General features: G+C 70.1%; 24 protein-coding genes. 13 read left to right on the top strand and 11 right to left on the bottom strand.

Features of this window, described 5'->3' with window-relative positions:
• Nucleotides 1-90 precede the first annotated feature (90 nt).
• Nucleotides 91-1,602: an MFS transporter gene (locus ACH4F2_RS02515; RefSeq protein ID WP_398130829.1), complete on the top strand. Its 1,512-nt coding sequence runs from the start codon at nt 91-93 to the stop codon at nt 1,600-1,602.
• A gap of 57 nt (nt 1,603-1,659) precedes the next feature.
• Here ACH4F2_RS02515 and ACH4F2_RS02510 read toward each other — a convergent pair whose 3' ends face one another.
• Nucleotides 1,660-1,962 carry a hypothetical protein gene (locus tag ACH4F2_RS02510; protein WP_337306383.1) on the bottom strand — a complete coding sequence of 101 codons (303 nt, stop codon included), beginning with the start codon at nt 1,960-1,962 and terminating at the stop codon, nt 1,660-1,662.
• Between the two features lie 275 nt (nt 1,963-2,237).
• Between ACH4F2_RS02510 and ACH4F2_RS02505 the strand changes: the two genes are divergently transcribed.
• Together ACH4F2_RS02505 and ACH4F2_RS02500 are read left to right on the top strand one after the other, a co-directional pair.
• On the top strand, nt 2,238-3,122 hold the full coding sequence (locus ACH4F2_RS02505; protein ID WP_398130828.1) for an alpha/beta fold hydrolase: 885 nt from the start codon (nt 2,238-2,240) through the stop codon (nt 3,120-3,122).
• Nucleotides 3,123-3,277: 155 nt separating this feature from the next.
• Complete coding sequence (locus ACH4F2_RS02500) at nt 3,278-3,748, top strand: carboxymuconolactone decarboxylase family protein (protein ID WP_398130827.1); 471 nt, start codon at nt 3,278-3,280, stop codon at nt 3,746-3,748.
• A gap of 94 nt (nt 3,749-3,842) precedes the next feature.
• Here ACH4F2_RS02500 and ACH4F2_RS02495 read toward each other — a convergent pair whose 3' ends face one another.
• Nucleotides 3,843-4,538 (bottom strand): hypothetical protein, encoded by a 696-nt coding sequence (locus ACH4F2_RS02495; protein ID WP_398130826.1) that lies wholly within the window; start codon nt 4,536-4,538, stop codon nt 3,843-3,845.
• Between the two features lie 217 nt (nt 4,539-4,755).
• On the opposite strand from ACH4F2_RS02495, the gene ACH4F2_RS02490 reads away from it, so the two are divergent.
• Nucleotides 4,756-5,583: an SAM-dependent methyltransferase gene (locus tag ACH4F2_RS02490; protein WP_398130825.1), complete on the top strand. Its 828-nt coding sequence runs from the start codon at nt 4,756-4,758 to the stop codon at nt 5,581-5,583.
• A gap of 253 nt (nt 5,584-5,836) precedes the next feature.
• On the opposite strand, the gene ACH4F2_RS02485 is transcribed toward ACH4F2_RS02490, so the two are convergent.
• Nucleotides 5,837-7,465 (bottom strand): hypothetical protein, encoded by a 1,629-nt coding sequence (locus tag ACH4F2_RS02485; RefSeq protein WP_398130824.1) that lies wholly within the window; start codon nt 7,463-7,465, stop codon nt 5,837-5,839.
• Nucleotides 7,466-7,514: 49 nt separating this feature from the next.
• On the opposite strand from ACH4F2_RS02485, the gene ACH4F2_RS02480 reads away from it, so the two are divergent.
• From ACH4F2_RS02480 to ACH4F2_RS02465, 4 genes are all read left to right on the top strand, one after another.
• Entirely contained in the window at nt 7,515-7,700 is a 186-nt protein-coding gene (locus tag ACH4F2_RS02480) for a hypothetical protein (protein ID WP_398130823.1), read from the top strand.
• Between the two features lie 320 nt (nt 7,701-8,020).
• A complete protein-coding gene (locus tag ACH4F2_RS02475) occupies nt 8,021-9,064 on the top strand; it encodes a peptidoglycan-binding protein (RefSeq protein ID WP_398130822.1) in 1,044 nt (347 codons plus the stop codon).
• Between the two features lie 230 nt (nt 9,065-9,294).
• The gene (locus tag ACH4F2_RS02470; RefSeq protein ID WP_398130821.1) at nt 9,295-9,645 is read left to right on the top strand and encodes a hypothetical protein; all 351 of its coding nucleotides are present in this window, start codon (nt 9,295-9,297) and stop codon (nt 9,643-9,645) included.
• 70 nt (nt 9,646-9,715) lie between these two features.
• Nucleotides 9,716-10,306 carry a L,D-transpeptidase family protein gene (locus ACH4F2_RS02465; protein ID WP_398130820.1) on the top strand — a complete coding sequence of 197 codons (591 nt, stop codon included), beginning with the start codon at nt 9,716-9,718 and terminating at the stop codon, nt 10,304-10,306.
• A gap of 728 nt (nt 10,307-11,034) precedes the next feature.
• On the opposite strand, the gene ACH4F2_RS02460 is transcribed toward ACH4F2_RS02465, so the two are convergent.
• From ACH4F2_RS02460 to ACH4F2_RS02450, 3 genes are read right to left on the bottom strand one after another with little or no spacing between them, the layout of a single operon-like run.
• Nucleotides 11,035-11,331 (bottom strand): hypothetical protein, encoded by a 297-nt coding sequence (locus ACH4F2_RS02460; protein ID WP_398130819.1) that lies wholly within the window; start codon nt 11,329-11,331, stop codon nt 11,035-11,037.
• 9 nt (nt 11,332-11,340) lie between these two features.
• Nucleotides 11,341-11,538, bottom strand: a complete 198-nt coding sequence (locus ACH4F2_RS02455; protein WP_398130818.1) for a DUF397 domain-containing protein — start codon at nt 11,536-11,538, stop codon at nt 11,341-11,343.
• A gap of 6 nt (nt 11,539-11,544) precedes the next feature.
• Nucleotides 11,545-12,387: a helix-turn-helix domain-containing protein gene (locus ACH4F2_RS02450; RefSeq protein ID WP_398130817.1), complete on the bottom strand. Its 843-nt coding sequence runs from the start codon at nt 12,385-12,387 to the stop codon at nt 11,545-11,547.
• A gap of 207 nt (nt 12,388-12,594) precedes the next feature.
• Between ACH4F2_RS02450 and ACH4F2_RS02445 the strand changes: the two genes are divergently transcribed.
• The gene (locus ACH4F2_RS02445) at nt 12,595-13,254 is read left to right on the top strand and encodes an ATP-binding protein (RefSeq protein ID WP_398130816.1); all 660 of its coding nucleotides are present in this window, start codon (nt 12,595-12,597) and stop codon (nt 13,252-13,254) included.
• A 31-nt stretch (nt 13,255-13,285) separates the two neighbouring features.
• Here the strand turns inward: ACH4F2_RS02445 and ACH4F2_RS02440 are convergent, their stop codons facing one another.
• Nucleotides 13,286-16,435, bottom strand: a complete 3,150-nt coding sequence (locus ACH4F2_RS02440; protein ID WP_398130897.1) for a DUF3427 domain-containing protein — start codon at nt 16,433-16,435, stop codon at nt 13,286-13,288.
• A 278-nt stretch (nt 16,436-16,713) separates the two neighbouring features.
• Here ACH4F2_RS02440 and ACH4F2_RS02435 point away from each other — a divergent pair, with 278 nt between their 5' ends.
• The gene (locus tag ACH4F2_RS02435; RefSeq protein ID WP_398130815.1) at nt 16,714-17,298 is read left to right on the top strand and encodes a dihydrofolate reductase family protein; all 585 of its coding nucleotides are present in this window, start codon (nt 16,714-16,716) and stop codon (nt 17,296-17,298) included.
• Nucleotides 17,299-17,629: 331 nt separating this feature from the next.
• Here ACH4F2_RS02435 and ACH4F2_RS02430 read toward each other — a convergent pair whose 3' ends face one another.
• The 3 genes from ACH4F2_RS02430 to ACH4F2_RS02420 form a co-directional block, all read right to left on the bottom strand.
• Nucleotides 17,630-18,082, bottom strand: coding sequence for an SRPBCC domain-containing protein (locus ACH4F2_RS02430; RefSeq protein WP_398130814.1), 453 nt, complete (start codon nt 18,080-18,082; stop codon nt 17,630-17,632).
• A 124-nt stretch (nt 18,083-18,206) separates the two neighbouring features.
• A complete protein-coding gene (locus ACH4F2_RS02425; protein WP_398130813.1) occupies nt 18,207-18,626 on the bottom strand; it encodes a DUF3592 domain-containing protein in 420 nt (139 codons plus the stop codon).
• 89 nt (nt 18,627-18,715) lie between these two features.
• Nucleotides 18,716-19,741 (bottom strand): SEC-C domain-containing protein, encoded by a 1,026-nt coding sequence (locus ACH4F2_RS02420; protein WP_398130812.1) that lies wholly within the window; start codon nt 19,739-19,741, stop codon nt 18,716-18,718.
• Nucleotides 19,742-19,891: 150 nt separating this feature from the next.
• Here ACH4F2_RS02420 and ACH4F2_RS02415 point away from each other — a divergent pair, with 150 nt between their 5' ends.
• The 3 genes from ACH4F2_RS02415 (at nt 19,892) to ACH4F2_RS02405 (ending at nt 22,106) form a co-directional block, all read left to right on the top strand.
• Nucleotides 19,892-20,242, top strand: coding sequence for a DUF6412 domain-containing protein (locus tag ACH4F2_RS02415; protein ID WP_398130811.1), 351 nt, complete (start codon nt 19,892-19,894; stop codon nt 20,240-20,242).
• Between the two features lie 99 nt (nt 20,243-20,341).
• Nucleotides 20,342-21,055, top strand: a complete 714-nt coding sequence (locus ACH4F2_RS02410; RefSeq protein ID WP_398130810.1) for a YidC/Oxa1 family membrane protein insertase — start codon at nt 20,342-20,344, stop codon at nt 21,053-21,055.
• A gap of 193 nt (nt 21,056-21,248) precedes the next feature.
• On the top strand, nt 21,249-22,106 hold the full coding sequence (locus tag ACH4F2_RS02405; protein ID WP_398130809.1) for a fumarylacetoacetate hydrolase family protein: 858 nt from the start codon (nt 21,249-21,251) through the stop codon (nt 22,104-22,106).
• Between the two features lie 112 nt (nt 22,107-22,218).
• Here the strand turns inward: ACH4F2_RS02405 and ACH4F2_RS02400 are convergent, their stop codons facing one another.
• Nucleotides 22,219-23,091 (bottom strand): LLM class F420-dependent oxidoreductase, encoded by an 873-nt coding sequence (locus ACH4F2_RS02400; RefSeq protein ID WP_398130808.1) that lies wholly within the window; start codon nt 23,089-23,091, stop codon nt 22,219-22,221.
• Nucleotides 23,092-23,172 lie beyond the last annotated feature (81 nt).

Below are 23,172 nucleotides of genomic sequence, written 5' to 3'. Positions count from 1 at the left end.
GAGGGCGGGCCCTGCGGCCTCCCGGCGCGGCGGGCGTGTCCCTTCCGGTGCAGGGCACACGGGAGGCGTTCGCTCGACGGAGAGGGAGCCATGACAGAAGAATCGTCGCCGGCCTCAGTGCCCGCCTCCACCCGCATCGTCACCACGGCCGTACCGGCCCGCCTGGACCGGCTGCCCTGGTCGCGATGGCACTGGATGATCGTGATCGGCCTGGGCACCGTCTGGATCCTGGACGGCCTGGAAGTCACCATCGTCGGCAACGTGGCGGGCCGCATCGCCGAGGAAGGCAGCGGTCTGGACATCAGCTCCGCCCAGATCACGGGCCTCGCCGCCGCCCTGTACGTGGCGGGCGCGTGCTCCGGGGCGCTGTTCTTCGGCTGGCTGACCGACCGTTACGGCCGCAAGAAGCTGTTCATGGTGACGCTGGTCGTCTACCTGGCGGCGACCGCGCTGACCGCGCTCTCCTTCGAGTCCTGGTGGTTCTTCCTCTTCCGCTTCCTCACCGGTTTCGGCATCGGCGGCGAGTACGCGGCGATCAACTCCGCGATCGACGAGCTGATCCCGTCCCGCTACCGGGGCCGGGTCGACCTCATCATCAACGGCAGCTACTGGCTCGGCGCGATCGGCGGGGCGCTGCTGTCCATCGTGATGCTGGACACCGACATCTTCCCCAAGGACCTCGGCTGGCGGCTCAGCTTCGCCCTCGGCGTGGTCCTGGGCCTGGTCATCCTCCTCGTACGGCGGCACGTCCCGGAGAGCCCGCGCTGGCAGTTCATCCACGGCCACGGCGAGAAGGCCGACACCCTCGTGTCATCCGTCGAACGGGAGATCGAGGAGGAGAAGGGGGCGAAGCTGCCGCCGCCGGCCGGTGAGATCACCATCCACCAGCGCAAGAGCATCGGCTTCGGCCTCATCGCCAAGACCGTCTTCCGCCGCTACCCGCGCCGCGCCGTCCTCGGCCTGTCCCTCTTCATCGGCCAGGCCTTCCTCTACAACGCCATCACCTTCGGCTTCGGCACCATCCTCATCACCTTCTTCGACGTGCCGACCGGCTCCACCGGCTACTACTTCGCCGTCATCGCCGCCGGCAACTTCTGCGGCCCGCTGCTCCTCGGACCGCTCTTCGACACGGTCGGCCGCCGGATCATGATCTCGAGCACGTACCTGCTGTCGGGCGTGCTGCTCTTCGGCACGGCGTGGCTCTTCGACCGGGGATCGCTCACGGCCACGACGATGACGGTCTGCTGGTGCGTGGTGCTGTTCTTCGCGTCGGCGGGCGCCTCCAGCGCGTACCTGACGGTCTCCGAGATCTTCCCCATGGAGACCCGCGCCATGGCCATCGCCTTCTTCTACGCCATCGGCACCGCCGCCGGCGGTATCAGCGGCCCGCTGCTCTTCGCCAGCCTCACCGAGTCCGGCGTGGTCGCCGACACGGTCCTGGCCTTCCAGATCGGCGCCGGGCTGATGTGCGCGGCCGGCCTGGTGGCGGCGTTCCTGGCGGTGAAGGCGGAACGCCGCTCGCTGGAGGACATCGCGGAGCCGCTGTCCGTGGTGGACGCGGGCTCGGCGGCGACGCCGGATCCGGGCGCGCCGGCCAGGTAGCGTCGTGGGCGTGGTGAACGTACTGACGCACCTGGCCTGAGCCCGTCCGGGTGGTGTTCAGCCGCGCCGGTCGGCGACCGCCCACGAGGCCAGCGCCACGGCACCGGCGACACCGAGGACGGCGGGCCAGGCGCCCACCTTCTTGGCCAGCGGGTGGGACCCGGCGAAGCCTGCGACGTACGCGGCCGTCAGGGCTCCTGCGGCCCGCCCGCCGGCCCGTTCCCGCCACTGCTGTGCGGCGGCGGCCCCGGCCACGGCGAGTACGGCCCCGCCGAGCTGCCGCTTCTTCGTCCAGCGGGCGACGCCGTACCCGCCGACGAGACCGCCCGCGGCGACCACCGCGCTGGGAACCTTCGCCATGTCTGCCTCCTGCTGCTCCTGCTGCTCCTGCTGCTTTCGCGTGCCTGCTGTGCCGGCTGCTGGAACCGAACCTAATCCGCGCCGGGCGAGCCGCACGCGCGGGGGTGACCGTCGGTGCGCCGCTCGATCGGCCTCCATCGGCGTCCATCCGCCTCCATCGGCGTCCATCGGCCGAACCCCGTGCCCGGCCGCGTCACTTCCGGGTATCCACCCAGTTAGGACGAAGAGCGACGGGCGACGGTCGAAGGACGGACGGACGAGGGAGCTGGATGCCGATGAGTACGCAGAGCCCCGGCGCGGACCGGCCCCGCGCCCGGTCGGTCAGGGTGGACGGCGGTGCCCGCGTGGCCTGCTGGGAGTCGGGACCCCCCGACGCCGAACCGGTCGTCCTCCTGCACGGCTACCCCGCCGACCACCACTGCTGGCGCCACCAGATCCCACCCCTGTCGCGGCAGCACCGGGTCATCGCCCCGGACCTCCTCGGCTGGGGCGGGTCGGACCGCCCCCTGCACCTGTCCTTCGACTACGACACCGAGGTCGCCCGCCTCGGCCGGCTGCTGGACGCGCTCGGTCTGGGCCCGGTGAACCTGGTCGGCCACGACTACGGAGGCTTCCTCTCCCTCGGCTTCGCCGAGACCCACCCCGAGCGGGTGCGCCGGCTGGCCGTCCTCAACAGCCGCGCGCACGCCACGTTCACCCGCAACTGGTACGCCGTCTTCAGCCTGGTCAGCCTCGCCGGACGAACGCCCGTACTCCGGCCGGCGGCGATGCGCCTGCCCTACGCCGCCCTCCACCGCCGGGCCTTCGCGCCGCTGGTCCGCGCGGGCCACCTCGACCCCGGCGTCCTGGACGGCTACGTCGGCTGGATGGCCACACCGGAGGGCCGCCGCTGGCTGCTCCACTACTTCGGCGACTACCGCACCCCGCCCCGCCCCGAACTGCGCCGACGCCTCCACGCCGTCCGCTGCCCGACGGCGGTCATCTGGGGCCGCGCGGACACGTATCTGCGCCCGGCGATCGCGACGCAGCTGGCCGGGGCCGTCCCCGGGGCCGAGCTGACGATGCTGGACGACGCCGGCCACTGGGTGATGGACGAACGCCCGGCCGAGGTGACGGCGGCGCTGCGCCGGCTGCTGGCACGAGCCGTCCCGGACGGGTGAGACGCAGGTCACACCCATTGTTCCCGGGGGGCCTGTCACATCCCGTCCGCGCGCTCCGTCGTAGCTGTGTACGCCGAAGGGCGAACGACCGACTGCGAAGACCGACGGCGAAGACCGACGACCCGGCTCGACGCCCGACAATGGAGGAACTCATCATGGAAGCCCGTCTCAACATGTTCGGCAGCCCGCTCGCCGGGAAGTTCCTGCGCCACATCAACTCCGCGGGCAAGGTCCTGGAGTCGTCGCTGCCGGCCGCGACCCAGGAGCTGGTGAAGATCCGCGCCAGCCAGATCAACGGCTGCGGCTTCTGCCTCGACATGCACACCAAGGACGCCGAGAAGGCGGGTGAGACCGCTCAGCGCCTGAACCTGGTGGCGGCGTGGCGGGAGGCCAAGGTCTTCACCGACGCCGAGCGCGCCGCCCTGGAGCTGACCGAGCAGGGCACCCGCCTCGCCGACGGCGCCGGCGGCGTCACCGACGAGGCCTGGGCGAACGCGGCCGAGCACTACGACGAGGACCAGCTCACCGCACTGATCGGCCTGATCGCCGTGATCAACATGTACAACCGCATGAACGTCATGAACCGCCAGCCGGCCGGCGACTACGTGCCGGGCATGTTCGGCTGACCGCCCGGCCGACCCGCCCGCCCAGCCCTACCCGGCCCAGCCCCACTCAGCCCGGCCCCACCCCGCCCGGCCCCGTCCCGGACCCGGCCCCGGTTCACTGGATGCTCCAGCGATGCGGGTGCCCGGGGTCGGCGGGGCAGGCGAAGACGTTGAGCCCACCATGACGCCCGACGACGACCTCGGTGGGTGTGGCGTACGGGCAGGGCGGCAGACCGTGTTCCTCGACGGGCTTCCAGCTGCCGCTGCCACCGTCCCACTCGGAGCTGTCGACGGTGATCAGCAGCTCCATCGCGGTGCCGCAGGCCCGGCAGTCCATGGCCGCCGGATCGGTCAGATGCCAGGACGCGAACCCGCCCGCACGCCATCCGGGCGGGATGGACAGGTCGTACTGGTAGCCGACCGGTTCGGGCTCGTCGGGGTCGTCCGACTCCTCGGCCTGCTCCTCGAGCCGCTCCTCCCAGGCGTCGATCCGGTCGCGCAGGTCCTCGGGCAGCAGTCCGGCGAACGGATACGTGACCACCTGCCCGGGATGGAGTACGCAGGGCTCGGGCAGGTACCCGTCGAAGCCGACCACCTCCGGCAGCGGCGGTAGGGCCGGTGTCTCCCCGACCTCCGCCGATCTGCGCCAGGGCTCGTCCGCCGGCCACAGCATCGGCCCGCCGACGGAGGAGTCCCGCACGTCCGGGCTGCCCGCCCGCGGATGCGGCCGCGTGGTGGTGCCCCGGTGGCCGGCCAGTTCGGGGAAGAGCGCCTCGACGTCGAGCGGGCGGGGCGGGGTGGTCCTCGTCATGCGGCGACTCCGGTCACGGTGTTCACCCGTTCAGCCGGTACCTCCGCGAGGTGACGACGGTACCCACCGGACCGAGACGGCCGGGAAGTCCTGTCCGCCGCCCGAACGCGCCGCACGTGCCCGCGAGTTGGTGATCGTCACCAACTGCTGCGGTCAGGAGCCGTGTGCTCGTAGATTGGGACCGCGATCACCCACGCCAACCCGAGGAGACCCTGCCGTGTCGGACACCAACTCCCAGATCGAGGCCGCCGCGGAGATACGGGCCCGGATCGACACCACCACACCGCACTCGGCCCGCTTCTGGAACTACTTCGTCGGCGGCAAGGACAACTACGAGATCGACCGGGAGATCGGGGACCAGATCAAGGGGATCTTCCCGGGCCTCGTCGACGTGGCGCTCTCCAGCCGGCTCTTCCTGGGGCGCGCGGTCCGCCACCTGATCCGGGAGGAGGGCATCCAGCAGTTCCTGGACATCGGCACCGGCCTTCCCACCGCCGACAACACCCACGAAGTCGCGCAGCGCGTCGCTCCCGACGCCCGGATCGTGTACGTCGACAACGACCCGATCGTCCTCGCCCACGCCAACGCGCTGCTCACCAGCACCCCCGAGGGCAGGACCGCCTACCTGGACGCGGACCTCTACGCCCCCGGCACCGTCCTGGAAGCCGCCGCCCAGACCCTCGACTTCTCCCGGCCGATCGCCTTGATCATCCTCAACACCCTCGGCCACGTCGCCGACTACGACCAGGCCCGCGACCTGGTGCGCCGCCTGATGGCGGGCCTCCCGTCGGGCAGCTACCTGGTGATCAGCGACAGCACCGCGACGAGCGAGGGCATGATCGCCGCCTCGAACGCCTACAACGCCAGTGGCGCGACGCCGTACTACGTACGCGGCGTCGAGGAGATCGCCGGCTTCTTCGATGGACTGGACCTGGTCGCGCCCGGCATCACCCAGGTCACGTCCTGGCGCCCGGACCCGGACGTCCCGGCCGGCCCGACCGCCGCCTCTGTCGACGCCTACTGCGGGGTGGGCCGCAAGGCGTGAGGTGAGGTGAGGTGAGGTCGGGTGGGGCGGGGCGGGCTCGGCTCCGGACGATCAGGCTCCCGGCATACGGCTCCTGGCCCGACCTGCCATGCAGGTGACCTGCGCCCGGCCTGCCGCAGAGGTGGCCCCGGTGAGCGGCGAGGGAGCCGGTGCCGGCGGGGCCGCGGTGGCGGCGGAGGGCGGGCAGGACGGGCGCCCGCCCTCCGGTCACCGCCCTCCGGTCACCGCCCTCCGGGCTCGCCCTGCCTCCCGGTCACCCGGAGGCCAGCTGCTCCGCGATCTCCGAGATCCAGCCGTCCCTCTTCGTCGGGTCGTTGAGGGACTCCGCCCACCGCTCCGGGGACAGCTTGTGCTGGGCGGGACCCGCCTTGAGTGCGATGAGCAGCTCCCGGGCGGACTCGCGCAGCTGGGGTGTCGTGCTGCCGCTCCCGGGGATGTCGGGGCCCGCCGCCAGGCCGTAGATCCTGCGCGCCATGGCCTGGCGTTCGCCCTTCGACACCTTCTTCCAGAACTTCAGGGCGTGCTTCAGCGAATCCGTGCGGGGTGCGGCCTCCTCCGCCGTCTCGCCCTCCAGCGTGTAGCGGTCGGGGTGGCGTTTCTCGTCGTAGCGCTTGGTGGCCGCGCGGCCCGCCTTGTAACCGGTGGTGAGCAGGACGAGACCGGCCCCGACCGCGGCGAGGATCCAGCCGGCCGGGTTGCTCGCCATCGCTCCCGTCGCCGTGACCAGCGTCAGGACGCCGGCCGTGGCCTTGGCGGGCTCGCCCATCATGCCGCCCACCATCTCCTTGCTGATCTTGGTGAGCTGCTTGTTCTTCACGTACGTCTGCGCCTGTCTCAGGTTCGCCGTGTCCTTCACGGCACGCCTGTACGCCTCTTCGGCGGGCTCGATGGTGCGGAGCTCCCTGTCGAGGGCCGCGAAGGCCGCCTCGACGCCCTCCTGCCAGCCCTCGTGCGGGTACGCCTCGGCCGCGTCCAGCCTGGCCTGCGCCTCCGCACGGGCCGCGTTGGCCCGGTACACGGACATGTGCACTTCCCGGTCCAGCCGGGCGAGCAGGTCCGCGTTGACTTCGTTGGCATCGCCGAGGTTCTTCACGTTCTTGTACTTGCTGGCCGCTCCCCCGACACGGATCAGGGCACGGATGCCCTTCGCGTAGCCGGTGACGGCGCTGAGGGCACCGCTCGCCTCGGCCGCCGTGGCGGCGTTCGTCGCCCCCTGGACCTTGGTCGCCTCCTTGGCGATGGCGGCGCCGTAGGAACCCGAACTGACGGCACCGACACCCGCGTCCGTCCCCTTGGTCTTGGCCTTCCGGTTGGCCGTGTGGTGTTTGGCCCCGGTCTCGTTGCTCTTGGCGCCCTTCATGTTCTTGTACGCGTCCATGCCGCTGACCACGACGCCGGTGGCCTCCGTGAGGAGGTTCCACCCCGCGGCGGAGGTTCCCGAGATGGCGGCGTTGTTCGCGAGGCCCCCGTTGGCGGTGGCGCCGGCCTGGTGGGTGAGGGCGGCGTTGGTGGGGGTCTGGCCGCCCTTGACGATGTTGTCCGTGGGTTCGAGGTTCTTCTTGAACCGGTCCAGCATCGCGTTGATCCGGTCACGGTAGCTCTTCTTCTGCCGCGCCCCGTCGGCCCCGCCACCGCCTCCCGCCGCCTGCTCCCCGGCAGGGCCGGTGGCCTGCGCCGCCCGTTCCCCGGTCGCGCTTCTGGCACGCTGCACCGCCGCGGTGGCGGCCCGGTTGCCGACGCTGGACTGGAGTCGGAGGAAGGCGTGCTCCGCCGAGTTCCCGGACGGACTCCCGGCCCGGCTGCCCTCCCGACGCTGCTCGACCGAGGCCAGCGTGGCCACGGACGTCGGCCGTGTCGGGGTGCGGTGGACCGGGGTGCTCATGGGCATGCCTCTCCTGCTGCCGGACCGGGCGAGGCGAAGGTAGCCAGGCGTGGCCAACGGGAGTGGGGCGGCGGGGGAACTCCGCGTGGACGCCGCGGGAAGCCTTGTGGTGGAGGCGGGCGACGCCGCGGGCGCTCCCGCCCGCGCGAAGTGCCCGGGCAGCGTGGTCGAAGCGGGCCGGCAGGGCGGCACGCCCGGGGGTGAGGCCGAGTCGGGCCGTGAACCTGGAGAGTGAACATTGCGTGCCGGACCGCTCCGTCCCGGGCACTCCTTCGGATGAACGCGGGCCCCTTTCGCCCTCGCCGCGGTGCGACCCGTCGACGAGGCGGGCGCCGCTTTCCTGCGGTGTCTGAACGTTTCGCCGCTCGCCCGGGGACGCGGGCGGTGCCCGGAAACACGTGGTCCGGCGCGCCGACCACGTCGTTACGATCTGCGCCTCCGCAGGCCAAGGCAACCGCGTATGCCGTCATGCAGGCTCATGACCTGCTGCTATGCCGTCATGCAGTGACGTGGACGCTCGCCTGTTCGTACGACGACCGGGAGGTACGCGCACTCATGACGCACGAGCGAGAGAGCCGGCATCCGCAACGACCGGGGGTGGAGCTGGCGGGACTGCTCCGGCGCTGGTGGGAGGAGGCAGGTGGCTCCGCCGATGGCAGGCGTCCCACCCAGCAGGCACTGGCCGCGCGCCTCGGCATCGACCAGACGACACTCTCGCGCTACCTGAACCCGAAGCACACCTCGACCGCGCCCCCGAGGATCGTGGAGGCTCTCCACGCCCACCTGCGGGCACCGGCGACGGAACTGGACCGGGCGAGGTCGCTGTGCAGGGCCGCCCTGGAGGAGAACAGCCGGCACCGCCCGGCCGAGCCCGACGGCACGGACGCGCCCGGCGCCGTCACCACCGTCGGCGCCACCACCCGTACCACCGGCGGACCGGGCGGCCGCGGCCCCCTGTTCCGCCGGGCCCGCCCCTTCCTGGCGCTCGCGGTCACGGCAGTCCTGTCCTTCGCCGCCGGGCTGTACGTCGACGAACGGAACGTTCCCACCGGCCGGGCCGCCACCGAGGTCAAGGAGCGGGCCGTGGCGGGCGGTGGCGCCGTGGACCCGGAACGGGAGAAGTGGCCGCTGCTGTACATGAAGGGGGAGACCGTGGACGAGTACTCGTGGGGGCGTGCCCTGCAGAACCTGCTGAAGGCGCACGGCTACGACCTGCGGGCCGACGGGCTGTTCGGCGAGGAGACCCACCAAGCGGTCATGGAATTCCAGCAGAAGCGCCATCTCCCGGCCGACGGCAAGGTGGGGAACCGTACGTGGCCGGAGCTGGTGATGCGGGTCGGGCCCGGTTCCACCGGCCCGGCGGTGCGGGCCGTACAGGACCTCCTGAACAACGTGGGCCTGGGAGCCACCGCGGTCTCGGGAGAGTTCACGGCGGCGACCGCCGCGGACCTCCAGTTGTTCCAGCGCACCCATCGTCTCCGGGTGACCGGAAAGACGGACCGGGCGACCTGGCACGCCCTGCTCGTCAATCAGCGTCCGCCCGTCGGCGCGCCGGACTACCAGCGCCCCGCGAGCCGTTCGCCCGTGCCCTTTGCATGACCTCTCGAAGCACCGCATAGCCACAGGTCGGTGCCGCGCCATGCACGGTGCATGAATGCACATGGGAAAGCCCCGTCCATCGTGCTCGTCGGCGGGTTCCACCGGCCATGCTGATGTGGCGACCGGCGCTCCCGGGCCTCGCCCCCCTCGCCTCATCGACGGGGACACCCGGGAACGGAAGACAGCGCGTCGGTCCCGTTCCCGCCGACTCTCTCCGAAGGGGTACCTCCATGTCCGCAGTCCGCAAGTCCCTCACGTCCGCGCTGTCCGCCGTCCTGCTCGCCGGGGGACTCGCCCTCGGCGCCGCCGCTCCGGCGAGCGCGGCCACCTGTCCGTCGTCCGCGTCCCCCAAGATCGGCGGAGCGGAGGCCAGCTGGACGCTGCGTTGCGCGGGCGGCAAGGTCACGGTGTCCGGCTGGGTCGAGGACACCCGCATGGACGGCAAGTGCGCCCTGGTCCGCATCGTGGGCGGCAACGGCGTGACCAAGCGCGCCCAGGCCTGCAACTCCGGCGTACGCGAGCACTTCTCCCACAGCTTCGCCGGGGTGAACAAGGCCGAGGCGCGACTGGCCCTCGTCTGACGACTCCGGACGGTTTCGCGGGGGTGGGCCGCGCGGCCCACCCCTCACACGACAAGAGTGAGAGGAACGTATGACCCACGAGGGATTCCGCACCCCGGTCGCCCTGCCGGCCGTCGCGGCAGCCGCAGCTGTCCTGGCCCTGGCCGCGACCCTGGCACCGTCGGCCGTCGCCGACACCTCGGCCGCACCCGCGGCAGCCGCACCCCGCGCGGTGACCACCCTGGTCTACGACAAGAACCCCTCCGCCCCCGCCGACTCGCGTCTCTCCGTCCACCGAGGCGGCAAGCTCTGGGCCACCTACCGCGCCGGATCGGGCATCGGCGTCAAGGACGACTGCGTCCGCAACAAGGGCTGGATGCCCAACGGCAACTGGAAGATCAAGCTCAAGTCCCGTCAGTACGACGGCCAACTGATCAAGGGCTACGCCGTCTACCTCCAGGACATGAAGTGCTCCAAGCGCACCGTGACGCGCACGGAGATGTTCATCCACTCGGAGATGAACCGCGACGGCTCGGCAGGCACGTCCGAAGCCCGCCGCTGGGACGGAGCGTCCGACTACAAGTCCAACGGATGCGTGAAACTGAACCCGACGGACATCAAGAAGATGTTCCGCCTCCTCGACCGCATCGGCTGGCCCACCCACCTGCGCGTGGTGTCCTGACGCAGCAGGTCGGTACGGTCCCCGGCCGGCGTGCCGCATGGCCGCCCCGGCCGGGGACCGTCCGCGTCGCCTCCCGGTGCGGCGCGGGCGGGGTAGTTAGTGGAGGCGGAGCACTGTTCCCCCTGTTGGCGCGGGGACCGGCGTCGCAACTCGGGGGAGTGACTACGACCATGAGGCAAGCGTTCGCTGCCGCGTGTACGGCCGCGGTGATCCTCGCGTCCTGCGCGGTCGGCTGCACCACGAGCACGAGCGACCGGTCGGGTGCGGCGGCTCGGCCGCAAGGGGACACCGCGGACAGGAGTGCCGGGCTCCGGGAGCGGGACCTGACGGACGCCGAGAGGATCCTGTTGCAGCGTGCGGAACAGGCGCTGGTGAAGGAGTGCATGGTGGGGCAGGGCTTCTCGTCCCCGTCTGTGACGCACGCGCGTCCTCTGCCCGCCGGTGAGCCACCGGCGGGCAGAGCCCTGCCTACGCGGGGCGCGGCTTCCCGGTCGACGAGAACCCGGGTTCCGGCCATCGGCCCGTGTGACGGCCCCAACGGCGTGGCGCAGGGGCAGGCCGATCAGAACTTCCCCGCCGGGACGTCCGCCCCGTATGCCGGTGCGCGTACCGGCCTGACCGTCACCGCGGGTCAGCACGAGCAACCTGCCGACGGTCGGACATGACACGCCCTCCGAGTCGCGCTTTTACGGAGCCCACTCGGGAGTCGCGGTGTTCGAAGCCATTGGTCACCGGCTCGAAGCATCCCGCTTCAGCCGCGCCGTGAGGGCGATGCCTTCCTGAACGGCGGTGTCGAAGCCGGGTTCTTGGTGCAGGCGGATCCTGCCGCGGTAGTCGACGATCACAGTGGCCACGGCCTTGATATCCGCTTCTGTCGTTCCCTCCAACGCGCGCTGCAAGTCGGTCTCGAAGGCCTCCAGGTCGCCGGGAAATCCGTACCCGCACCGTAGAGCGGCCCATACGTCGTCAACGGTCTGCAAGGGGATCGCCGTCGGGGTGGCGGCCCTCGCTTGCTGTGCAACCACGATCACTTACTATCTCGGGCGATCTTCGTCCAATGCGTCAATAAAGTGGAGCCAGGCGTCTGTTCGTACGGACAGGACAGGCCCGGTTACCGACTTCGAGTCGCGTATCAGCGCCCTGTGTGAGGTGTATGCGCACTCGACGCACTCCGTTCCGCTGCCTCCGCTGTACGAGGACTTGAACCACTGGTGCTCTGGTGTTGTCGTCATCGAGACTCACTCCTTGCTGACCCTGTTGATAAGTTCGGCGGACGACTCCAAGTCGAGTGCCTGGGCACTGAGGTACTGGAACGCCAACCTATAGCGCTCAAGTTCCTCAGGTTTCTCCATGAACAGCCCACCGCCGAGGAGATCGACGTACACCACGTCCAGTTCAGGAGACTGGCCGCGAAGAATGGCGAAGCTGCCGACGGCAGCAGCATGGGCGCCCCGCTCGAACGGCAGTACTTGTACTGTGACGTGCGGCCGTTGGGCGGTGTGGATCAAGTGCGTGAGTTGCTCTCGCATGACCTCGGGGCCCCCGACTCGTCGCCGGATCGCAGCTTCGTCGATCACACACCAGATGTGCGGGGCTTCGTCGCGATCCAGCAACTCCTGTCGCTTCATTCGGATGTCGACCATGTGCTGTACTTCGCGCTCATCGCAGTGCACCTCTGAAGCCCGGTGCACGGCTTCGGCGTAGGCGCGTGTCTGGAGCAAGCCGGGCACATACATGCAGGCGTAGTGGTCCTCGCGTGTGACCTCGTCTTCGAGGGTGAGCATGAGGTTCATGGACTCGGGGATGGGATCGGCGAGAGATCGCCACCACCCCTGGATCTTGGCGCCCTTTGCCAGCTCGATCAGCGCTGATCGTTCCTCATCTGTGGCTCCGTACTCGCGGCACAAGGCGTCGACGGTCGGCCACTTGACCGTGCCCTCCTTCGTCTCATAGCGGCTCAGCGTCGCCTTTGAGATGCCGACGCGTGCGCCTGCGTCCTCAAGTGTCAGTCCTTTGAGCTCCCTGAGGCGTCGCAGGTCGGCGCCGAGTTGGCGCCTGCGAGTGGTGGGTCCAACTGCCATGTTCGCGGCCCTTCAGGTAGGTGCAACAGATCGTCGTGGTCGGTCATTGGGGACCGCAAGAAGGCGTGCGCTGGGGGCGTGCGATGCGGAGCCGTGCCCCCGGCGACGCCAGTGTGAGAGTGCCATTTTGAGAGTTCCAATGCAACTCTGAGTCCTGACAAAAATACGCTGCGCTACTAGCGGCGCCAGGAGAGGAGTGGGCAAGACATGGACAGCCCTCTATGGATGCCAACGCGACCGTGGCGCCTGCCGTTTCTGGCGGACGCCGAGCAGGTGTCTTCCTTGCGGCGGGCCCTGAGGATGCACTTGGAGTACTGGGGATTGCACGAACTGAGAGACTCCGCCGAGCTCTGTGCCGGTGAACTCATCGCCAATGTCATCAGGCACGTCGGGGCCGGGACGCCGTCCACGTTGGTCGCCTCGCTGAACGGCCCCAACCTGCGCGTCGAGGTGCACGACCCCGACCCGCGCGCGCTGCCGACCCTTGCTTGCACGGGCGCCGACGCCGAGGAGGGGCGAGGGATGATGCTGGTGGACGCCATCTGTGACCGCTGGGGCGTCGAGCTGACCGCTGATCGCAAGGTGACCTGGTGCGAGTTCCGCATGAGCGTCACCAGGGGCGACCGTCACGCGCCAGTCCCCCGACTGGCGCGAGCCGCGGACGTACTGAGCCTCTACAGCGGTTCGGACTCGGCGCCGCAGCCGTTCAGCCACGGCCGGTTGGGTGCAGCGGTGGCAGAGGAGGCGGCGATCAACATCATCACCGATCTCCTCTGCTGGTTCCGCGTACACGGGCGGGACGTTGACGACATTCTGGATCAGGCCCAAGCACACTTCGAGGCGGAGAGTGGAGCTCGGCTCTCCTGAGAGCGGGTGCACTGCGGCCGACGTGCAGGGCTCAGCTCGCCTGGATGGCGGCCGAGTACGTCCACACGTCGGCCGGGAGGGCGTGCTTGAGGTGCCAGGTGATTGCCATCGGCTTGCTGCCGGTGTGCTTCACGTAGGTTGCCGGGCCGAGGAGCATCCACGGCTGGGACTTGCCTATGTCTGTGTTCTTGTAGCGGCGCATGAACAGCAGGACCTGGCTGCCGCGACGCGCGTGCTGCTGGTAGCGCAAGCCCGTGCGGGAATCGGAGGACGTCGAGTTCTGGGACTCCCAGTGGAAGAGGTTGGGACTCACCGCGTAGTCCTTGTAGCGGATGGTGGGTGAGAAGTCCTTCTCGTTCTTTTCGAGCGTGATGAGAAGCGCGTCCGTCTGGATCTGCTCAACCCACTGCACGCCCTGCGCGAAGGACCTCGGCATCTGTCCACCGAAGCGTGCCACGCCCAGCGCCGCCAGGATCTCCGATCGGTTGTACGCGCTGTGGACCTTCAGCGGGACCTGACCGAAGCGGTCGGACAAGGCGATCGGGAAGTGATCGGCCTGCTCGATGACGTACGAAAGCACCTGCCGGAGTTCATCCCGCAGTGCTCGCTGAGAGTGCAGCGACGCAAGGCCTTCCTCGAAGCTAGTGAATCCACCGGCGTTGTCCCACAGGTTGAAGAACAGCATGCGAGCGTAGACCTGCTCGACCGGTCCGAGCGCGTCGTACGGCGGGGCGTCGTCCGCGAGGAGACGCAGGTACGCCTGTGCTCGCTCGGGGTCATCCACGTGCAGAAAGGCGTGAACCCGCTTCAGCAGTTCCGTCTCGCCCGGTGGGGGAGTGCCGGTGATCAGGTCGGCTCGGCGGAGGACGGTCGTCCAAGAATTGGCATTCTTGTACAGCTCCTTGATCTCTCGGCGGCTTTCCCGGAGATAGTCGGAGAGGCATGGAGTGCTGTACTCCTTGACCTCCTTCACAAGCGTCTTCACCGAGGCGCCCAGCTGAGTCCGGATGTTGTCGAGCACGAGGTCCTTCGACTTGCCCTCCAGAATGATCTGGCAGCCGGACGGCAGTTGGGGGAAGCCACGCTCGATGTGCTCGACCAGCCGATTTCGCGACAGGTTGGTCAGGGCTCGGAACTGCTCCTCGAAGCGGAACTCGGCCCGGTGCTGGCCGATGAAGTCGAGGACCGTGAGCACCGGCTTCGTCTCGGTACGTCGCAGTCCTCGCCCCAACTGCTGGAGGAAGACTGTGGCGCTGTTGGTGGGCCGCAGCAAGAGGAGGGTGTCGACATCCGGGATGTCGAGCCCTTCGTTGAACAAGTCCACCGAGAAGATCACCTGGATCTTGCCGTCCCGCAAGTCGGACAGCGCACGGGCGCGCACGTCGGGCGGCGAGTCACTGTCGAGTGCCACAGCCTGAAGCTCGGCCTTGCGGAAGTAGTCGGCCATGAAGTGAGCGTGCGCCTTGGTCACACAAAAGCCCAGCGCACGCATGGCGCCGGGATCGGAGACCTTGTCCTGGATCTGCTTGACCACGATGCGGGCCCGCGCGGTGTTGCCCGTGAAGAGATCGCCGAGCTCCTGATCAGCGTAGGAACCCTTCTGCCAGTTGAGGTTGGTCAGGTCCGTGCCGTCCGGGATGCCGAAGTAGTGGAAGGGGCACAGCAGGTCGTTCTCCAGTGCCTCCCAGAGCCTCATCTCGGCGGCGATGCGGCCCTCGAAGAACTCGTCCTGGACATTGAGCCCGTCCATCCGCTCAGGAGTGGCGGTGAGGCCCAACAGCTCTTTCGGTGCGAAGTGGTCGATCACCCGTCGGTAGATGGGGGCCGTGGCATGGTGGAACTCGTCGATGACGATGACGTCGAAATGGCCCGGAGCCAGTTGCTCCAGCCTCTGGACGTTGAGCGACTGGACGCTGGCGAAGACGTGGTTCCACTCACGCGGGTCCGCGCCGCCGTAGAGCAACTCACCGAACGAGGCGTCATCCAGTACCTCCCGGTAAGTACGCAGGGATTGCTTGAGGATCTCCTTACGATGCGCCACGAACAGCAGCTTCGGCCTCCCGCTGGTGGACTCCTTGCACAAGTGGCGGTAGTCGAGGGCGGCCATCACGGTCTTACCGGTACCAGTAGCGGCGACGAGCAGGTTGCGGTGCCGTCCACGGATCTCGCGTTCGACGCTGAGCCGCTCCAGCATGTCCCGCTGGTGCGGGAAGGGGCGTACCTCAAGCCCTGAAAGGTTGATCTTCAGGTCGCTGGTCGACGTGGTCCCACTAGCCTGGGCCAGAGCTTCGGAGAGGCGCTCGCCGTGGAGATCGGGGTCATACGTCTCGAATGCAGTGTCGTTCCAGTACGCGTCGAAGGTCGCCTCGAACTTGTCCAGAACTGCGGGTGTGGCGACCGACGACAGGCGTACGTTCCACTCCAAGCCGTCGAGCAGCGCGGCCCGAGACAGGTTCGAGCTGCCGACGTATGCCGTGTCGAATCCTGTTCTGCGACGGAAGAGCCAGGCCTTGGCATGCAGCCGCGTCGATCGGATCTCGTAGTTGACCTTCACGGTGGCGCCGAAGTCGCGAACGAGCCGGTCGAGTGCGTGGCGGTCCGTGGCACCCATGTAGGTGGTGGTGATGACCCGGATCGGTACCCCGCGTTCCTTTGCGGCACGCAGAGAATCCTCCAGGACCCGGATGCCGTACCACTTCACGAACGCGCAGAGCAGGTCGACACGGTCCGCGGTGGCCAACTCGGCCCGCAGCTCCGAGCCGAGGCTGAGGTCCTCCGGCGCGTTGGTGAGCAGTGACGTTTCGGAGAGCGGCGTGAGCGGACGGATCGCGTATGCCCCGGGAGCCTCCTGCTCCGCCAGGGCCAGCAGTTGCCGAGGCCCCTCGACGATGGTGCTGACGGGCTCGTCGTCGCCCTGCTCGCCGACACCGGCGGAGAGGGACTCCAGAATGCGGTTCGCGAAGGGAACGCGCTTGTCGGCCGGGAGCTGGTTGAGGCGACGGGTCACCATGTCACCAATGTGCCGCGCCAGCACATGAGGCGAGGACTCCGCGCTGACTTCCGCGTCGACGGCCTTCCACCCAGCGGCCTCAAGCCGTTCCAGCTCGCCGTTCACACGGTCCGTGATCAGCTTCTCGTAGACCCCCGCGACCGGCTGCGCCGGTCCCCCAGCTTCTCCCACCACGACCCCCCTCGTTCAGCACGCAGATGTGGCTCAGTTCTAACAGGAGCCACTGACAAGCGAAGGGTGCGGTCACGCAGTCCGTCAGTGCCTGCTGGTGACGGGGGCCGATGCGCGTCGTTTACGCCGACCTTTCACCGCGGTGCAGCCTCCGGGGCCGTGTCCGGGGCGGCCGGGTCCCAGGACCCAGGGACTCAGGACACGAGCGATGATTTTGGCCGTGGTCGTCGGTCTGTATCTCCGGGGGGTGGATCGACCGCAATCGAGGAGAGAGCATCATGACCGCCACCTACACGTTCGACGTCTTTTCCAGCCTCGACGGCTTCGGCTCCTACGACAGCAGTGGCGACTGGGGCGGCTACTGGGGCAAGCAGGGTCCCGAGCTTCTCGATCACCGCCTCGGCCTGTACGGCGAGGAGCAGCGGATGGTCTTCGGGGCCACCACGTATCGGGCGTTCGCGCGGATGCTGGCCGAGAGCACCGAGGAGTCCGAGGTGCGTGACCCGTGGGTCACGCGGATGAGGAGCCTGCCGGCGACGGTGGTGTCGACCACGTTGCGGGGACCGCTCGACTGGCCGGACGCGGATGTCGTGAGCGGCGATGCCGTCGACGTCGTCGCTCGGCTCAAGGAGGAGTCGGAGGTGCCGTTGCGCTCACACGGCAGCCTGTCCATGAACCGGGCGCTCATGGCCGCCGGTCTGGTCGACCGGGTCCAGGTGACGGTCTTCCCCGTGATCACCGGTCGGACGGGGTCGGAGCCGATCTTCCAGGGTGCGGCCGACTTCGATCTCGAGCTGATCGGGCACCGGACGCTCGACGGTCACACCCAGGAGCTCGTCTACCGGCCCACCCTGCACGTCTGAGTCCGTCCGTGCGCCCGGCGCCGTCCAAGTAGCCGAGTCGGCGGGGAGGGACCGCCGAGCGGCATGTCAAGGTCCGCGTGGGAGCCCCGGGCACGTCGCCCGCTGATCGTCTCCGGGGCTGGACCGGGCCCGGAGACGGGGCCGGGCCGGCCCCGACCGGGCCGGGCCGGGCGGCCTCGGTGTTCACGCTGCCGCGCTCATCTGAGAGGCGCGTGAACACTTCGGCGGAAAAGTTCACGCTTTCCTGGCTGTGCCCTGACGGCAGGACGGCAGGGGAACGCACCGACGGGCCCGGCCCGGAGGGTCCCGGGGCCGGACCCGTCGCTCCCGTTCAGCCCTTCGCCCCGTCCGACAGGAACCGCTCCAGCCCGTCCAGCAGCATGCCGCTGCCCTGCTCCGCCATGTCCCGTTCCTCCGCTGTGTCGCAGGTCTGGCTCAGGACGATCACGGTGTTGCGGGGGCCCTGCTCGGTGAGCTCCATGGCCATCGTCGCCGGGTCGGGGCGGCCGGGGACGTCCATGCCGAGGACCAGGTGGCGGTTCTCGGTGACCTCCTGGTAGGTGCCGGTCAGGGGGAACTCGGCGCCGTCGGGGGTGAGCATCGTGGCCTTCCAGGCGCCGCCCGGGCGTACGTCCAGTTCGACGGAGCCGGGGGCGGCGTGGGCCCACTGGGCGTACTCGTCAGGGGTGATCCAGGCCTGCCAGACCCGGGCCGCGGGAGCGTCCAGGGTGCGAGTCAGGGTGTAGGAGAAGCCGTTGGCCGCGGTGGTCTGCTCGTTGGTCATGTCCTGTCTCCTCATTTCGGGTCCTTGCGCCCCTCGCGCGGGGCCGTACGCATCTGTAGACCTCCGCCGGTGCGAAAGCTCATCGGTTCGCCGAGGCCTTTCCGCGGGGCGCCGGCCGGACGCCTCAGACAACCGCCCACACCCCCAGCCCCACCCCGAACAGGAACAACAGCACCCCCCACACCAGGTTCGTCGTCGGAGCGAACGTCTTCCCCGTCCGGACCACGACCACCCGGCGCGGATCCGCCGGGTCGTAGCGCACCACGACCGTGCAGCCGGTACGGAGCGTGTGAAAGGCGGAGTTGAGAGGAGCACGGCGATACGTCTGACGGTGCGGGCCCGCCTCGAAGCGGACCTGGGCCGGGTGAAGGTCCGGGCCCTCGCGGCGGGGACCCCGGGCGACCTCGCCCTCCGCGCGGACGCCCCGGACACCGAGAAGGCGCAGGCCCCGCCGGCCGCGGAGGGCGAGGTAGGTGACACGGACGCCGAAGGCCGACCAGCCGGCCGCGAAGAGCAAGGCGATCGTCAACCAGGGCTGTGACACGGCAGGCTCCCCCCGAAGCGCACGACAGTCATCCCCGAACGCCGTCCGCGACCGGCACCGGCGTCAGACGAGCGGGAAGACGCGCCCCGTCACGCCCCGGTTCCGTGACACTCCCCGTACGGCCGGCCCGAACCGCACCAGCACGCCGCCCCCCGCTGCGGCGGCCACGCCACCGCACGCCCCCGGGCCGCCAGCGTCGTCGCGTACTGAGGGAGAAGGGCCGGGTCGTCCGGAGACGAGCCCTCCGACGCCGCGAACGCCTCGTACGACGGGACCGTCCCACGGACCACGCCCAGGTTCGGAGTGCCGGACGACGCCAGCTCCCTCAAGGCCGCCTCTATGGCCGCCACATGCCCCTCGTACGAGGGATACTCGGCGGCCAGAGGCGGATACGCCTCGACGAGCTCCGTCAGCTCGTCCGCCGGCCAGTGGAGCATCGCCACCGGGAAAGGGCGGGACAAGGCCTCCCGGTAGGCGCCCAGCTCGGCGCGCAGGCGGGAGATCTCCGCCTCCAGGTCCGCCGGATCGTCCGACCCCAGCGACCAGACACGCTTCGGATCGTGCAACTCGTCCAAAGAGACCGGCATGGAATGCAGGGTGTCGGCCAGGGCGTCCCACTCGTCATGAGGCAGGCCCAGCATGCGGCGGACGCGGTGACGGCCGTAGAGGAGGGGATACGTCGAGTACGGGGGCTCCGCCACGTCCGTCAGAAGGAGGCGGGCGCCCTCCGTGAACGTCTCGTGCGCCGCCTCCAGCTCGTCATGGGCCGCCAGAGCGTCGGCCGCGATCACCCAGGGAGCCGGGTCGCGCGGCGACGACGCGCGGACACCGTCGATGATCGCCCGGGCCTCCGCCTCATGGCCGTACTCCCACAAGTTCGACGCCTTGAGAGCGCGGACCAGGGACGGGCTCTCCAGCACGGCAGAGGCGGTACCGGCGGACAGCAGGCGGTCATAGAGCTTCGTCGCGGCAGGGCGGTCACCGGACAGCTCCAGGTGGGCCGCCGCACGCAGCAGCAGGGCCTCCGCGTCCTCCGGATAGAGGCCGGCGGTCCGCTCCAGGCGTGCCGCCTCGGCGGTGTGGTCGACGTTCTCGGCAGGCGTGTCGGGGCGCATGGGTGACACCGTACTGCCGACAGGTGACAAAGGTGAGATACCCGCAGGCCGGAGACCCGGGCCGGGACAGCACCCGACGATGCCCGTACCGGGCCCCGCACAGCTCCTGTATAACTGGGGCAACCGCGCGTACGAGAGGGGGAGCGGCCGATGACCCGAGGACCGGCCGACGCCCCGCGTACCCTGCGCCTCATGCGCCCGCCGCGCGCCCTGCGTACCCTGCTCGTCCTGCTGCTCGTACTCCTCCCCGTCGCGTCCGTCGACGTCGGCACCCTCTCCGCCACCGTCGCGCTCGCCGCGACCGCCGCGGCCGGTTCCGCACTCGCCGTCTGCGCCGTCATCGCCGCGCGCTGCGCACCCGCCGTGCCGCCCACCCGGGTACGCACCGCCATCAGAGACCGGGACCTGCGCACCGCCTTCCTGCCCCAACGCGACCCCGACGCCCCCGGCCGCCGCCGGCCCCGAGCGCCCGGACACGCCCTCCCGGCGACCACCGCGTAGGGCACAGCTCCCCCCACACCTGGCCCCGCGCCGGTCGTGTCGTCATGCCGCCAACCCCTTCACCCGGCACGACGAGACCCCCGGAGGGCTCACCCACCCATGTCCGTTTTCGCCAGCCTGGTCGAGCACCTCGCCGACCTGCTCCAGCCGCTCTTCGGCACCAGCGCCGCAGCCGCCGCCATCGTCCTGTTCACCGCCCTCGTACGGCTCCTCGTCCACCCCCTGTCCCGGGCCGCCGCACGCGGGCAGAAGGCGCGCACCGAACTGCAGCCGAAAATCGCCGAACTGCGCCGCAAGCACGCCAGGAACCCCGAGAAGCTCCAGCGGGCCGTGCTCGAACTGCACGCCGAAGAGAAGGTGTCCCCGCTGTCGGGCACCCTGCCCAGCCTCTGCCAGCTGCCCGCCTTCTTCCTCCTCTACCACCTCTTCTCCAGCTCCACCATCGGCGGCCAGGCCAACACACTGCTCACGCACCAGCTCCTCGCCGCCCCCCTCGGCGGGCGGTGGACCGACGCGCTCGGCGACGGCGGGCCGGCCGGGGACGCCGGGCTCGTGTACGTCGCGCTGTTCGCGTTCGTCACCGGGATCGCCGTCTTCAGCTACCGGCTCACCAAGCGGACGATGGCCGACCGGCCGATGCCGGCGGCCGGAGACGGACAACAGGTGCCGGGACTCGCCACCCTCACCAAGGTCATGCCGTTCATGTCCTTCTTCACGCTCCTCACCGTGGCCGTCGTGCCCCTGGCCGCCGCCCTGTACGTCGTCACCAGCACGACGTGGAGTGCGGCCGAACGGGCCTTTCTGTACCGCTGAAGCACCCGACGCGCCTCGGTGATGTCCCGGCGAGCCGAGGACGGACGGCATGGCTACGGTCCAGTACGTGAACGGGGTCTTGCGGAGTGCACCCCGACCTTGGACGATCGACCAGTCCTCCGATGGCTGCGCGCTGCCGCATCCAGAGCGCACCTCATCGGGCGGGCTGCCCGCGATCGAGGAGTTGGGGAACATGAAGCTGTTGCGAGTCGGTACGGCGGGGTCGGAGCGTCCCGCACTGCTCGACGCCGACGGGACCCTGCGAGACCTGTCGGGCGTGGTGCCGGACATCGACGGAACGCTGCTCGCCGACGACGCGGCGCTCGGCCGGATACGGGCCGCCGCCCAGGCCGGTGAGCTGCCCGCCCTGGACGGCACCGGACTGCGCGTCGGACCGCCCGTGGGGCGCATCGGCAAGATCGTGTGCATCGGCCTCAACTACCACGACCACGCCCGCGAGACCGGGGCCGAACCGCCCGCCGAACCCGTCGTCTTCTTCAAGGCGGCGGACACGGTGGTCGGGCCGGACGACACGGTGCTCGTGCCGCGCGGCTCGGCCAAGACCGACTGGGAGGTGGAACTGGCGGTCGTGATCGGGCGCACGGCCCGCTACCTGGAGTCGGCCGAGGAAGGCCTCGCCTGCGTCGCCGGGTACGCGGTCGCCCACGACGTGTCCGAGCGGGAGTTCCAGATCGAGCGGGGCGGGACCTGGGACAAGGGCAAGAACTGCGAGACGTTCAACCCGCTGGGGCCGTGGCTGGTGACCGCCGACGAGGTACCCGACCCGCAGCGGCTGTCACTGCGGCTGTGGGTGAACGGGGAACTGAAACAGGACGGAACGACCGCGGAGCAGATCTTCCCCGTGGGGGAGGTCGTGCGGTACGTCAGCCAGTTCATGGTGCTGCGGCCCGGTGACGTCATCAACACCGGGACGCCGGCGGGAGTGGCGATGGGACGGCCCGAGCCGAAGCCGTACCTGCGGGCGGGAGACGTCGTGGAGCTGGAGATCGAAGGGCTCGGGCGGCAGCGGCAGGAACTCAAGGACGCGTAGGCGCTCCGCTGGGGCGCGGGGAGTGCGGCGCGTGGGCCGCGGTGCGTTGTCGGCTGCGGGCCGTCGCTGGCTGGTCGCGCAGTTCCCCGCGCCCCTTTCGGGGCGCCTCAGCTCACGTCAGCAGCGCAGCGAGGCGGCGCCAGGCCTCTCGGGGGAGGGGTGCCATGTCGTCCTCCACCACCTGGATGGCCACGTGGTCCGCGCCCGCGTCGTGGAACGCGTCGACGCGGGCGCGGATCGTGTCCTCGTCGCCCCAGGCGAAGACCGCGTCGATCAGGCGGTCGCTGCCGCCGCCGGCGACGTCGGCGTCGCTGAAGCCGAGGTTGAGGAAGTTCCTGGTGTAGTTCGGGAGCTTCAGATACATGGCGAGGTAGGCGCGGGCCGTCGCGCGGGCGCGGGCCGGGTCGGAGTCGAGGACGACCTTGAACTCCGGGGCCAGCAGCGGGCCCTCGCCGAGCCTCTCGCGGGCCTCGGCGGTGTGCTCCGGGGTGACCAGGTACGGGATCGCGCCCGCCGCCCGGTCCCGGGACAACTCCAGCATCTTCGGGCCGAGCGCGGCCAGCACCCGGTGCCCGGCCCGCATCCCCGCCCGGTCCAGGTCGTCGAGGTAGCCGACCATCGTCGAGTACGGGCGGCTGTACCCGCCCACAACCGGGCCGTGGCTCACGCCGAGGCCGAGCACGAAGCGGCCCGGGTGGGCCACCTCCAGCTCGGCGAAGGCCGCGGCGGTGGCGGCGGCCTCGTGCTCCCAGATGCTCTGGATGCTGGTGCCGACGACGATGCGCGAGGTCGCCTCGATCAGCGGGGCGGCATGCTGGGCGGAGGTGTTGCCGCCCAGCCACAGGGCGCCGAACCCGAGCTTCTCCAACTCGGCGACGGCCTCGGCCCGTTCGGTGGCGTGCTCCGCGTCCCTGGAGCGCAGCTGCGCGCTCCAGACGCCGTACCGTCCGACCGACTCCTTCAGAGCTGCCGTCGCGTCGTTCATCGGTTGCGATCCCTCCGGTGGGCGCCGTGATCATCCTGCGTACCTGCCTGCCAACCACAGGTACCCACCGGTGATTCCCCG

The sequence above is a fragment of the Streptomyces sp. NPDC017890 genome (genome assembly GCF_044328675.1).
GTDB lineage: Bacteria > Actinomycetota > Actinomycetes > Streptomycetales > Streptomycetaceae > Streptomyces.
Note: the sequence above shows the minus strand (reverse complement) of the source record. Positions and strands in the feature narration are given on the sequence as shown.